The sequence below is a fragment of the Microcoleus sp. AT9b-C3 genome (assembly GCF_036705485.1).
Lineage (GTDB): Bacteria > Cyanobacteriota > Cyanobacteriia > Cyanobacteriales > Microcoleaceae > Microcoleus.
In genome coordinates, this window is record NZ_JAUBUR010000009.1 from 147786 (window position 1) to 161628 (window position 13843).

Sequence of the window (13843 nt, forward strand, 5' to 3'; positions counted from 1 at the left end):
AGCGTTAGCGACGGTGCTGCTACTATCCCCGCCACGGTGAACATCAATGTTACTAACAATCCGCCGCAGCCACAACCCGACACCTACAGCATCAGTGCGGGAAAAGTCCTCAGCTTAACAGCGCCGGGAGTTTTAGGCAACGACTCCGACGCAGATTTAGACACGCTGACTGCTGCGGTGGCCGCAAACCCGACGAAAGGGTCGATCGCCCTCAACAAAGACGGTTCTTTCACTTATACTCCTAACGCAGGCTTTTCTGGAACAGACACCTTTACCTACACAGTCAGCGACGGAATAGTTAGCTCGGAACCGGCTACCGTGACTGTCAGCGTCAACAATAACCCGCCTGTGGCGAATTCTGACAGCTATACTACTGCTTTTAATACGAGTCTCAATGTGACGGGTTTGGGAGTCTTAATCAACGATACAGACCTGGAAAATGACCCGCTGACTGCGATTTTGGTGGCAAATCCGACTCAAGGGTCGATCGCCCTTAACGCTAACGGTTCTTTCAGTTACACTCCGAATGCTGGTTTTGCAGGGACAGACTCTTTTACCTACAAAGCTAATGACGGAAAAGCTGATTCTGCGATCGTCACGGCAAGCATTGTTGTCAATAACCCTCCGACTCCGACTCCAACTCCAACTCCAACTCCAACTCCGACTCCAATTCCCACGGAAACTCCAACTCCCACGGAAACTCCGACGCCGACTCCAACTCCCACGGAAACTCCGACGCCGATACCTACGGGAACTCCGACGCCGACACCCACGGAAACTCCGACTCCGACTCCCACGGAAACTCCGACTCCGACTCCGACTCCCACGGAAACTCCGACTCCGACTCCCACGGAAACTCCGACTCCGACACCCACGGAAACTCCAACTCCGACACCTACGGAAACTCCAACTCCGACACCTACGGAAACCCCAACTCCGACACCGACACCTACGGGAACTCCGACGCCCACTCCCACGGAAACTCCGACTCCGACACCTACGGGAACTACGACGCCCACTCCCACGGAAACTCCGACTCCGACGGGAACTCCGACTCCGACGGGAACTCCGACGGGAACTCCGACTCCGACTCCGACGGGAACTCCGACTCCGACGGGAACTCCGACTCCGACGGGAACTCCAACGCCGACGGGAACTCCAACGCCAACGGAAACTCCAACGCCAACGGAAACTCCGACTCCGACTCCGACTCCAACTCCGACTCCGACGGGAACTCCAACGCCAACAGAAACTCCGACTCCGACTCCGACGGGAACTCCGACTCCGACGGGAACTCCAACGCCAACGGAAACTCCAACGCCAACGGAAACTCCGACTCCGACGGGAACTCCAACGCCAACAGAAACTCCGACTCCGACTCCGACGGGAACTCCAACGCCAACGGGAACTCCAACGCCAACGGGAACTCCAACGCCAACGGAAATCCCGACTCCGAGTCCGACGGGAACTCCGACTCCAACTCCGACGGGAACTCCAACGCCAACGGAAACTCCGACTCCAACGCCAACGGAAACTCCGACTCCGACGGGAACTCCGACTCCGACGGGAACTCCGACTCCAACGGGAACTCCAACGCCAACGGGAACTCCAACGCCAACGGAAACTCCGACTCCGACTCCGACGGGAACTCCGACTCCGACGGGAACTCCAACGCCAACGGGAACTCCAACGCCAACGGGAACTCCGACTCCGACGGGAACTCCGACTCCGACGGGAACTCCAGACGATCGCGATTGCATTTGCGAACAGATTACCCTACCCGCGATCAGTTCGATTCCCGGCCCGAATTCAGTCGATCGCACTTTCAATGGCACTGACGACAGCGATTTCCTCATCGGCAGCAATGTCAACGACGTTATCAGCGGTTTCAACGGCGACGACATTCTGCTGGGCGAAAAAGGCAACGACAATATTTACGGGGGACTGCCCAGCAATATCCCCCTTGGCCCCAATGCAGACAAAGACTTGCTGTTTGGCGGCAATGGCAATGATTACCTCAACGGCAATGGGGGCAACGATCGCATTTTCGGGGGTAAGGGCGATGATGTGGCGATCGGCGGCAAAGACGATGACTTGATTTGGGGCGACAAAGGCAATGATACTCTGGTTGGGGCTGAGGGTAATGACTGCTTGTTTGGAGGCAGTTTTGACCCGTCTAGCCCTGACTCGAATGGACGCGATTTGCTGTTTGGCGGTGCTGGCAACGACTTCTTGAATGGGGGAGATGCTGCCGATACTCTAAGCGGCGGCGAGGGCACTGATACGGTTTACGGTGGCAAGGGCAATGATGTTGTGGTGGGGGGTACTGGCAACGATCTCCTGTTGGGCGATCGCGGCAGTGATAGCATTTGCGGCGACGACGGGGACGATACTATTTTCGGAGATCGGCCGATCGGCTTTAACGGCGATCCAGATTCCCTGTGCGGCGGTGCTGGCAAGGATTTGATGTTTGGCAACGGCGGTAGTGACAAGCTATGCGGCGAGGAGGGCAATGATACTCTCTATGGCGGTAAAGGCGACGATTGTCTGATTGGGGGTTTGGGCAATGATATTCTCAGCGGCGGCATGGGGCGCGATCGCTTTGTTTTAACAGCAGGTGAAGGCAGCGATATAATTACTGATTTCACAAAAGGTGAAGATTTGCTGGTGTTAGTGGGTGGTCTAACTTTTGGTCAACTTAGTATTACCCAAAACGCTAATGCAGCTTTCATCAGGATTGGTGAGAACGGTCAACTGTTGGCTGCTTTGAATGGAGTGCAAGCTAGTGCGATCGGTGTGAATGATTTTACAATCTTCGGGTAAGCACAAATTAATTAACTATGGTGCGTACTCCGCACCTTAGTTAATTATGTAGAGTGTCCAACGCGCTACTTATCGCTATTAGTAGACTGTCAAATCATATCGTTTCCGATTGCATCGGTATGGTTCCAATGTCCAAACAGTCAGTTGTCCCTAACGTATAATTTTAGTCAACAGTCAACACTCAACAATCATCTCGCTCGTGCAACCGGAATTGATATCAAATCACTTTTTGTGTCCGGGAGTGCGATCGACAATAATCCAAGCTTTTACTTGACACTACTCAGAACTCCAGATATTATTTTAGTAACAAAAATGACTTAAACCAGGCACTCTACGGACAAACTACTGACAGTGTATTTACGTAAATAAAAAAATTAACGTAAAAAACCTTAGTTGATAGCTAATACATAATCATCTCAAATTTAGGTGCATCTAGATGGGACAGATAATTATTAACGAATTCCGCCGCAACGGGCAATTCCAGGGGAATGAGTATGTTGAACTGCTGTTGACCGAAGATCTAACAACAGCTCAACTTCAAAGTTTTTTTGTAGGCGATTCAAGTGGTACAACTGCACAGAAATTTTCTGCTTATCAGTTCACGAACATGGCGAGTATTGCTCCTGTATTCAAGGCAGGAACAATAATTGCGATCGGGGGTTCAGATGTCATTCCTACTAATGATATTACCTACAACCCTGTTGCCGGCGGAAATGATGCTGATTGGAACATTCAACTGCTGATAAATAACGGTGCTGGCGGTACTTATCTCAATAATGTCTTATTCGGAACTAACGCTTTCGGCGGGGATTTTGCAGCCTCAGATATTGTTTGGGTAGACACTAGCAGTGCGGGAATTACTTCTGTTGATTCCATCGCGTGGCCGATGACTGGGTTAGGGGTATTTGGGAGTGCAGCTAAGGTGCAAATTCTAGCACCAAACAACGGGGGTAATGTCGAGTTTTTGAGCGATATTGGCGGAATCAACCGAACTGCTAGTTATGCTATAAATAGTCCCGGCTCCTTGGGTTTGCCCAACGGGGGAATTAACACTATTTATATTAACAGCCTCCGCAACCCGCAGGTTAACATCGCTCCGACTTTGGCAACTCCTAATGTTAATCCGCCGATCGCAATTAATGAAGATATACCCAGCGCAGCTAACACAGGCTTTAGTATTTTTAATATCACTAGCGAGTTAGGAAGTGACGCTAATGGCGATCCTTTGGGTGTCGCAGTCACCGCTGCAGACAATACTAACGGCAATTGGCAATTTTCAACGGACGGCAATACTTGGACAAATTTCGGCACAGTGTCGGAAAGTTCAGCAACCGTACTAGGCCCGACTCCTCTTTATAATGGCTTACTTGGTAACACTCCTACTGCTCAAAATTGGCTATCTTTGACTAACTTAAATCTTGCTCCTCCTACCGCTACAGCTTCTGAAATTTTTAACGGTAATGGAGTTAATTTAAACAGCACTGCGGCCAATAGTATTTATGCGGGCTATAGAAATAATCCTTTAAATCAGTCATTTCCCCCGCTCGATCGCACTACAGGCTTTAGTTTATCTTTTAATCTCCAAATTATCTCGGAATCTCGCACTAATCAAAATCAAGCTGGTTTTAGCATTGTTGCCGTTACTAGCGATCGCAAAGCCATTGAAATCGGTTTCCAGCAGCTATCTGCAACTTCTGGCAATATCTTTGCACAAGCAGACGGCATTACTCCCAACCCAGGCGGACAAACCAACGGCTTATTTGTTGCAGCAGAGAATGTTCCTTATAACACCAATATTGCTACTAACTACACTCTCAGAGTTCAAGGTGACAATTACTTTCTTTCCGATGGAAGCGCTATCATACTAGCCGGCCCGCTGCGCGATTATTCAGGATATAGTGACCAGCCCGATCCTTACGAAACTCCTAATTTTCTATTCCTCGGTGACGGCACTACCTCGGCCCAAGCTAACATCAACCTGACGCGGGTATCCCTGCAAACGCCTGCGAAAGTTCGGTTTGTACCCAACCCAAACTATTACAGTACCCCTGGAAGCGAACCAACAATTACTTTTCGGGCGTGGGATGGAAGTAACGGACTGGGTAACGGTACTGCGGGCGTCAATGCTTCAGTTACTGGTGGAACAACGCCGTTTAGCACTAATAGTTTAACAAGTTCGATCGCAGTTAATCCAGTCAACGATGCACCTTCGTTTGTCAAAGGAGTCGATCGCACTCTCAGCAGCAATTCGGGGCCACAAACCATCCCCGGATGGGCGACGGCGATTTCTCCGGGCCCGGCAAACGAATCGGGACAAACTGTGGCTTTTGAAGTGGTAGGGAATGATAATGCTGCTTTGTTTAGTGTACAACCTGCGATCGACTCGGTGGGGACGCTAACCTTTACACCGGTGCCGGGGGCGATCGGCAGTGCTAATATCACTCTGAACCTTAAAGATAATGGCGGTAGAGAGAACGAAGGTATCGATACTTCTGAAACCCAAGCATTCATTATCAATCTCACCAATCCAGGCACATTTAACTTTAGTGCCGCAAATTACAGCGTTAATGAAAACGGTAATTTGGCCACAATTACTGTTACTCGCACTGATGCTACTAATGTGGCTGCTGCTGTCAGTTACAGTACAAGTAATGGAACAGCTAATGCGGGCAGCGACTATAACCAGACATCGGGAACCTTAAATTTTGGCATTGGCGAAACTGCTCAAAATTTCACGATTCCCATTCTTAATGATGCGGAAATAGAAGAGGATGAAACTGTTAATTTAACTCTGAACAATCCCACTAACGGAGCAGGCTTAGGAGCGATTTATAGTGCTGTTTTGACTATTGTAGATACAACTCCAACTCCGGCTCCGACGCCTGCGGAAACTCCAAATCCGACTCCGACTCCGACGCCTGCGGAAACTCCAACTCCGACTCCGACACCTGCGGAAACTCCAAATCCGACTCCGACGCCTGCGGAAACTCCAACTCCGACTCCGACGCCTGCGGAAACTCCGACACCAACTCCGACACCTGCGGAAATTCCAACTCCGACACCTGCTGAAATTCCAACTCCGACGCCGACTCCGACACCTGCTGAAATTCCAACTCCGACGCCTGCGGAAACTCCGACACCGGGGGAAATTCCAACTCCGACACCGACTCCGACACCGGGGGAAATTCCAACTCCGACACCGACTCCGACACCGACTCCGACACCTACGGAAATTCCAACTCCGACACCGACTCCGACACCAACTCCGACACCTGCGGAAATTCCAACTCCGACACCGATTCCGACACCGGGGGAAATTCCAACTCCGACACCGGGGGAAATTCCAACTCCGACACCGATTCCGACACCTGTGGAAATTCTGACGCCAACTCCGACTCCGACGCCTGCGGAAACTCCAATTCCGACGCCTGCGGAAACTCCAATTCCGACACCGACACCGGGGGAAATTCCAACTCCGACACCGACGCCAATTCCTGCAGAAACTCCGACACCAACTCCGACACCGGGGGAAATTCCAACTCCGACACCTGCGGAAATTCCGACGCCAACTCCGACTCCGACGCCTGCGGAAACTCGAATTCCGACACCAATTCCGACTCCGACGCCTGCGGAAACTCCGACACCAATTCCGACGCCAATTTCGACATCTGCGGAAACTCCAATTCCGACGGCTAAACCTGGGGAAAAGCCGATCGCCAATCAGACTTCGATCGCCCCAACCACATCTCCAACAACCGAAACCCCCACACCTGCGCTAATTCCTGCTGTTTCCGAAGACTGTATGTGCGATCGAATCACTTTACCCGATCGCACTTCCATTCCCGGCCCCAATATCCCTGAAAATATCCTCAACGGTACTGACGGTAAAGATACTCTAACAGGCAGCGATATTAATGACATCATCAACGGTTTCAACGGTAGCGATTGGCTAAATGGAGTATTCGGTAATGACAATATTTACGGTGGCCTTGCTAGCCCAGTTACTTTTGGCGCGGATGCAGACAGCGACACCATATTTGGCAACGAAAATAACGACTATCTCGTCGGCCACGCTGGGAATGACATTATTTATGCGGGTAAAGATCGTGATGTGGCGATCGCAGGCAAAGATAATGACGTAGTTTGGGGCGACAAAGGCAACGATACCCTACTTGGCGATGAAGGTAATGACAGTTTATTTGGTGGCATTTCTGATACGTCTGACCGTGACTTGACAGGAAAAGATTTGCTTTTTGGCAATAATGGCAACGACGTTTTATACGGACAAGAAAGCGAAGATACTCTTGCTGGGGGCGAGGACAATGATACCTTACATGGCGGCAAAGATAACGATATAATTTGTGGCGATTTGGGCAATGATTTGCTATTTGGAGATTTGGGAAATGACAGCATCTGCGGTGGCGATGGCGAGGATACGATTTTCGGAGATATTGACAATATCGCGACGGATGCTAGCAGTCAAAAAGATTATTTGTGCGGCGGCAGTGGCAATGATTTAATTTTTGGTAATCAAGATGCCGATCGAGTGTGCGGTGGTGACGGTAGCGATACTCTCTACGGCGGTAAGGGTGATGATACTTTGATTGGGGGAATGGGCGACGACTGGTTGATGGGAGACTTCGGAAACGATACGCTGCAAGGGGGAAGCGGGCGCGATTACTTTTTCTTGACTGCGGGTGAAGGTCCCGATGTAATCACTGATTTTACGCAAGGTGAAGATTTATTAATTTTAACGGGAGGGTTAACGGTCGATCGACTCAGCATAGTTGAAGAAAACACTACAACTTTTATCAAAATTGCTAACACAGATCAAATCTTAGCTAGCCTAAAAGGCGTGCCAGCTAATCTCATCGCTCAACAAGATTTTACAGTAATTGGGCTACCTGGTTTGTAGAGATAATATCGAATCTGGTTGTATCAGAATTATCCCTAATATCATGTCCGATCGATTAACCATAATATTTCGGTCTGGGCGGGTTTTTGAGATTGTCAATTATTGGCAGGTATTGTTGGTGAGGGCAGACCCTACAAAAATCGCGATCGCTGGACCGGATATGATATGAGACACTACTTAAATCTTTCGTATAGCGTCAGCAAATAGTCATATCGCATTGATTTATCCTCTCTAAAATTAATCTAGCCTGCCTTCAGAAGGTAGGCTAGGGCGATCGCGAGGAGTATGGATTCAAACACAATATTGGTAATAGACTTGGGGTTAAGTTGAAACTGTAGGGTGCGTACTTCGCACCCTACAGTCTCTCATTTCCAGGCTCGGCTTTGTATTTAAACCGGAATCAGAGTCTGTTCCAAAGTTGCCACTAATTTGAGATTGTACTCATATTCAAAACACGGCTTTTTATAATCCAAACTCCACAGTTCTAGAGCGCAATCGTCTTCGGGATTGAGCGGTTGTAGTCGCAAGTGAAACTCTCTAACTTCCGGGCGGTGTTGGCATTTAAAATCATAAATTGCGCCTATTTGCCGCCTATCTAAAGCCACAGCTAACCGCAGAAACGGATGCAATTTACTGACTAATTCTCGGTAATTTTTTGGGAGTACACTAAAATTTTCGTGTTTCTTTTTAGGAGGATTCTTCCGATGATATCGAGCCAAATTTGCAATTACTTCAATCTCTGTTTCAGTGTAGCCCAATAACTCACCATTGCGAATTAAATAGTAAGAATGCTTGTGGTGCGCTGAATGACTGACGTACAAACCGCAGTTGTGCAGAATCGCGGCAGCCCACAGCAACTCGCGTTCTTCGGTTCCCCAATTGTGTAGACTTCCTTGAGTTTGGTCGAAGAAATTGAGCGCAAATGATGCGGTTCTTTCGCTTTGTTCTAAATTGACTTGATATTTGTTAGCCATGTGCAGAATGCTGCGCTGGCGGATTGAACCTTGATAGCGCAAGCGGTTTTCAATTAAACCGTGGGCCAGCATCCAGTCAACTATTACGCCTTCTCTCAGAGATCGATCGCACACAGTGAGCGATTCAATTCCTAATAGTGTCATAGCTTCTTGCAAAATCAAAGCGCCTGCCAGAATAATTTCCGCCCGCTTGTCGGACATTCCTGGAATTGCCAACCTTTCGGCATAAGAAAGTTTGCGAAAGCGATTGACTAAATCGCGCAAATCTTTTAAACTTAACTGATATCCAGCCAGCGGACTAGGCACTGTTCCCCACTTTTCGCGAGCGTTAATTGCGGCCAGAGTTTCGATAGTTCCAGCAGTGCCAATCAAGCGCAGAGGTTCGCCAGGATGGAATTGGGATCTCAATTCGTCGATCGGTCTTTCCAGCGAAATCCGAATATAAGCTTGCAAATAAGCAAACTCCTCCCTGCTAATCGGGTCAGTTTTCACAAATTGTCCTGTTAAGCGCACAGCACCAATTTTTGTACTGGTGAGACAGCGAGGCTCAGAACTGTCTCCTAAAATTAACTCCGTAGAACCGCCTCCAATATCAATAATCACCTGTGACTGATTGTTAAACTCCATACCCGAAAGAACGCCGAGATAAATTCTCCGCGCTTCTTCCTGACCGGAAATTAAACTCACATTCAGGTCTAATTCTTCAGCAACTTGTTTGAGAAAATCCCGCCCGTTAGGGGCTTCCCGAACCGCACTCGTAGCCACAGCAATAATTTGTTCGGCATTGAAAGTTTTAGCAATATCTTGAAAGCGGCGCAGAGTGGCGATCGCCCTTTCCATAACCTCGGACTTCAAGCACCCTGTTTTTGCCTCGCAATCGCCCAACCGAACCGTATCTTTTTCTCTAGCAATAATCGTAAACGCGGGCAATTTCGGATCGATCCGTGCCACCACCATGTGAAACGAGTTAGTACCCATATCAATAGCAGCAATAATACGATTTGACTCCGTAGAAGCAAGTGAATTAACCATTGGAGTATCGGGATTGACAGATATTTATGATTATTTCACGAATTCAGTTAGGCATTCTATTAAATTAGCATAAATCTGGAATTGCTGACTGAGCAAGACTTTCACCTGTTTTAAATTCCGATAGAAGTATGCTCGCCAGCAGAGATAGTAAGTGATTGTGCCTAAAATTTGATAAAATCTAGAGTTAAAAATATCAAATCTAGAATTGAAATGCTTAAAGAGCTCGATCGCCAACCCGAATCCACATTGCTAACCGTCGTGAGGCTTTTGAGATGGGACAAACCAGCAGGAAGGCTCATTTTAATGATTCCAGCCCTCTGGGCAGTCTTTTTAGCAGCCCACGGGAGGCCGCCGACAGCATTGGTGGGCGTGATTGTGTTGGGAACCCTAGCCACGAGTGCGGCGGGATGCGTCATCAACGACTTGTGGGATCGCGATATCGATCCCGAAGTAGAAAGAACGCGATCGCGCCCCCTAGCATCCCGCGCCCTCACCGTGCAAACGGGAATCGGAGTTGCTTTAATTTCTTTTGCTTGTGCAGCAATTCTCGCTTTTTATCTCAATCCTTTAAGCTTCTGGCTGTGTGTCGCCGCCGTACCAGTAATTATTTGCTATCCCCTAGCAAAAAGGTTCTTCCCAGTGCCCCAATTAGTGCTATCAATCGCCTGGGGTTTTGCAGTTTTAATTAGTTGGAGCGCCGCCGTTGGGAAACTAGAATTAGCGACTTGGCTGCTGTGGGGTGCAGTCGTGCTGTGGACATTAGGATTTGATACAGTTTATGCGATGAGCGATCGGGAAGACGATTTGCGTTTGGGGGTGAATTCCAGCGCTATTTTTTTCGGGGATAATGCCGCTAATGCTGTGGGTTTTTTCTTTGTTGGTACTGTCGGTTTATTGGTGGCAATGGGAATTAATCTGCACTTGCACATTGGTTTTTGGATGGCAATTAGTGCAGCAGCACTTTTGTGGTTTTTGCAGTACAGTCAACTGCGGAAAGCGGATATTCTCAAGCCTGTTTACGGTCAAATTTTTCGCCAAAATGTTTGGGTGGGATTTGTCATATTGGCAGGGATGATTGTTGGGGAATTTTTTTAGTTGTTTGTAGGTATTTTCGCGCATGGAACGGGTGTGAAACTCGAAGGATTTAAATTTGAGAGAAGAGGTTCAAATCCATTTAAGCTGTGCAGCATTTAAATTGGAAAGTCGGGACAGGCTAGAAGCCCGTCCCACAAAAGTTTTATTAATTTTTGACAGACAATTTAAATGTAGAACAGCTTAAGCCTGACACCCTGCGTCTTTCTGCTTTGTATCAAAGTCTCCAACCTTTGCACGATCCAGAGGAAAATAGGGGAACGGGCGATCGTTTATTCCCCCTTTTTTGCGAGTATTATACACAAATATACTTAGTTAAACTTAGTGATCAATCCAATTAATGAAAATTTTTACATCATAAATTAATAAGGCGCAAGCTTCTAAAAAGTGATATATTTTTTTGCTACACAAAATTTTACTCACTTATACTAAATATTGCTAGATAAAAATAAATCAAAAGCGATTGTGACAGGTGAGGCTGCGGCATCGGGCTAAGAAAGATCTATAGCCCTTTCTCACCCAGATTCAGAAAGGTTCTCGATCTTTCAATAATGCGATATATTCCACCCTAAACTATGATATGAAAAAAATCATCATCGGCATCATGGGTCCCGGCGATAGTGCCACATCAACCGACTTAGAAAACGCCTATCAACTCGGACAACTCATCGCCGAAGCCGGATGGATATTGCTAACTGGTGGCAGAAATGTCGGCGTCATGGATGCCGCCAACAAAGGAGCAAAATCAGCTAACGGTTTAACAGTCGGCATCCTTCCGGGAAATGATACTCGCGGCATTTCTGAAGCTGTAGATATTGCGATCGTCACCGATATGGGAAACGCCAGAAATAACATTAACGTTCTTTCTTCTGATGTAATAATTGCCTGCGGTATGGGGACGGGTACTGCTTCGGAAATTGCCCTCGCTCTGAAAGCTAACAAACAAGTTATCTTGTTAAATGACAGCGCCGAAAGTCAACTTTTTTTTAAAGGTTTAGCACAATTTAACATCTTTGTGGTAAACAATGCTGTAGAGGCTATCAATCAAGCTCGCGAAATCCTAGTAAATGCAAGATGAAATCCAAGATGAGACTAAGCAAATTCAACTTTTGTGCGATCGCACTTTTCCTGACTTTGGGGATTTTCGTCAATACCAAAGCAGACGGAAGAATTGCACAGTTCAGTTTTAGCAACAAATCCACTCAAAAATTAGCACAAACCCTCCCTCCTCCTCCCCCTTTCGCACAGCCTCTTACCGAACAAGAAGCGCCACCTATTCGCAGCGAATCCGTGCCGGATCAAATAGCCTTAGCAACCCATTTGCAGACAATCAAAGCTAGACTCTACGGTGCTTACTGGTGTCCTAACTGTCACACGCAACAAGAACTTTTCGGCAAAGAAGCATTTACCGCAATTACTTACATTGAGTGCGATCCCAGAGGCAAAGATGCTCAACCAGATTTGTGCAAAGCTGCCAATATTAAAGCTTATCCCACTTGGGAAATTCGGGGTAAATATTACACGGGCCGGCAATCTTTGGAAAAACTGGCTATTTTATCCGGTTATAAAGGTAGCAGCAATTTCCTGCCACCAGTTCCCTCTCCTTAAAAATATCTAACTCACAAGGCCAACATTCTTAGCGACAGCACCGAAACTCACCTAAATCAAATGATTTTGGATTTTAGTCGTTTTACCTCGCAAATCGACCTATGAAGCTCAACAAAAAACTCATCTGTAACTGGTAATTAAGATAAATTAGTCAGGATTAAAGCTTCCCGATTGAGCTGTTACAGTAATTTTAAATTGATCGGGCTGCATTGTATGCGATCGCATTTCTCATAAGTATGATGCGGTCGCCAATTATTCATATCAAACAGCATCACAAAACGTGGCGCTCGACTCATTGCAAATTTTAATTATTTAGCATAAAATTTAGTAGGGTAAAATCAACCGTGAGATATCAACTTTTTTCGATAAAAAATCAAAAATCAATTGATCGAGTTGCCAGCGCGATAAAATACTCAAAAATCGAGTTTTTGAGTAGCCCGATCATCCTTAATAGCGTAGGATCATAGGAATTTGAACATGAAACAGAATTTACTTAGCGTAGCTTTAAGTGCGATCGCCCTCCTAGGGCTGCCCAGTTGCAGTACGACGACCAGCAGTGCCACCACCACAACAGCGCCCACGACTGCGGCAACGCAAACCCAAACCTCGATTAAAGTTGGGGCGTCAAGCAGCGCGTTGGGTCTGAGTAAGGTGCTGCAAACCAACTACGAAGCAACCGCAAAAAACGTCAAAATTACCCAGCTAGAACCGGGGCAGTCTGAAAATATCATTGATGGGGTTAAACAGACATTAGTCGATGTAGGTGCAATATCAAGAACATTAAAGCCAGAAGAAAATGATGGCATCTTAGAGTCTCGTGAGGTTGCCCACGATGCCCTTTTAGTTGCAAGTCATCCCAGCGTCACAGGGGTGAAAAACCTCACGACTGAAGACCTCAAAGGCATTTATAGTGGCACTATCACCAACTGGAAGGAACTCGGAGGAACCGATGCTAAAATTGTACTGCTCGATCGCCCAGAAGATGAATCTGCCAAGCGACTCTTGCGGAAATATTACCTAGGAGCAGATTTAAAAAATTCATTAGAAGCAGTAGTATTTCGGAAAGAAGGGGAATTGATCGAGGCAATTCAAAGCACTCCTTACAGCATCGGTACCTTTTCCCTTGCTCACGCCATTTCCAATAAACTACCTGTCAACCGGCTCAGCCTCAACGGGGTTGAACCAACACGAGAAAATGTCAAAGCGGGTAAGTATCCGATGGTTCGGACAATTTCAATTCTCTGGCACAAAAAACCTTCAGAGGCTACCCAAGCGCTAATTCAATACATCTCTACTCCGCCAGGAGTCAACGCGATGGAGGAGTCTGGCTTTATTTCCGTGAGCCAATCCGCCAACAATTAAGAGCTATGGCCATCCAGTCCAGATATGCGCGGTTACC

At 47.4% G+C, this 13843-nt stretch carries 7 protein-coding genes; 6 read left to right on the forward strand and 1 reads right to left on the reverse strand.

Translation table 11 applies throughout. From position 1 onward, the window contains the following. Both QUB77_RS11305 and QUB77_RS11310 read left to right on the forward strand, forming a co-directional pair. Positions 1–2823, forward strand: a 2823-nt coding sequence (locus tag QUB77_RS11305; protein WP_333173981.1) for an Ig-like domain-containing protein, incomplete at its 5' end; no start/stop codon positions are given. Between the two features lie 436 nt (positions 2824–3259). Then, positions 3260–7738, forward strand: a complete 4479-nt coding sequence (locus tag QUB77_RS11310; protein ID WP_333173983.1) for a choice-of-anchor Y domain-containing protein — start codon at positions 3260–3262, stop codon at positions 7736–7738. 389 nt (positions 7739–8127) lie between these two features. Here QUB77_RS11310 and QUB77_RS11315 read toward each other — a convergent pair whose 3' ends face one another. Beyond that, complete coding sequence (locus QUB77_RS11315) at positions 8128–9744, reverse strand: Ppx/GppA phosphatase family protein (RefSeq protein ID WP_333173988.1); 1617 nt, start codon at positions 9742–9744, stop codon at positions 8128–8130. A 210-nt stretch (positions 9745–9954) separates the two neighbouring features. On the opposite strand from QUB77_RS11315, the gene QUB77_RS11320 reads away from it, so the two are divergent. The 4 genes from QUB77_RS11320 to QUB77_RS11335 all read left to right on the forward strand — a co-directional run bounded on the left by QUB77_RS11320 (position 9955) and on the right by QUB77_RS11335 (position 13806). After that, on the forward strand, positions 9955–10839 hold the full coding sequence (locus tag QUB77_RS11320) for a 4-hydroxybenzoate solanesyltransferase (RefSeq protein WP_333173990.1): 885 nt from the start codon (positions 9955–9957) through the stop codon (positions 10837–10839). Between the two features lie 577 nt (positions 10840–11416). After that, on the forward strand, positions 11417–11914 hold the full coding sequence (locus QUB77_RS11325) for a TIGR00725 family protein (protein WP_333173992.1): 498 nt from the start codon (positions 11417–11419) through the stop codon (positions 11912–11914). An 8-nt stretch (positions 11915–11922) separates the two neighbouring features. Beyond that, positions 11923–12444, forward strand: a complete 522-nt coding sequence (locus tag QUB77_RS11330) for a hypothetical protein (RefSeq protein WP_333173994.1) — start codon at positions 11923–11925, stop codon at positions 12442–12444. 477 nt (positions 12445–12921) lie between these two features. Then, positions 12922–13806, forward strand: a complete 885-nt coding sequence (locus QUB77_RS11335) for a substrate-binding domain-containing protein (protein ID WP_333173997.1) — start codon at positions 12922–12924, stop codon at positions 13804–13806. Positions 13807–13843 lie beyond the last annotated feature (37 nt).

Bases quoted from the DNA above. Each gene is read 5' to 3' on its own strand.
- QUB77_RS11310 (WP_333173983.1), top strand. From the start codon at position 3,260: ATGGGACAGATAATTATTAACGAATTCCGCCGCAACGGGCAATTCCAG.
- QUB77_RS11325 (WP_333173992.1), top strand. From the start codon at position 11,417: ATGAAAAAAATCATCATCGGCATCATGGGTCCCGGCGATAGTGCCACA.
- QUB77_RS11335 (WP_333173997.1), top strand. From the start codon at position 12,922: ATGAAACAGAATTTACTTAGCGTAGCTTTAAGTGCGATCGCCCTCCTA.
- QUB77_RS11330 (WP_333173994.1), top strand. From the start codon at position 11,923: ATGAGACTAAGCAAATTCAACTTTTGTGCGATCGCACTTTTCCTGACT.
- QUB77_RS11320 (WP_333173990.1), top strand. From the start codon at position 9,955: ATGCTTAAAGAGCTCGATCGCCAACCCGAATCCACATTGCTAACCGTC.
- QUB77_RS11315 (WP_333173988.1), bottom strand. From the start codon at position 9,744: ATGGTTAATTCACTTGCTTCTACGGAGTCAAATCGTATTATTGCTGCT.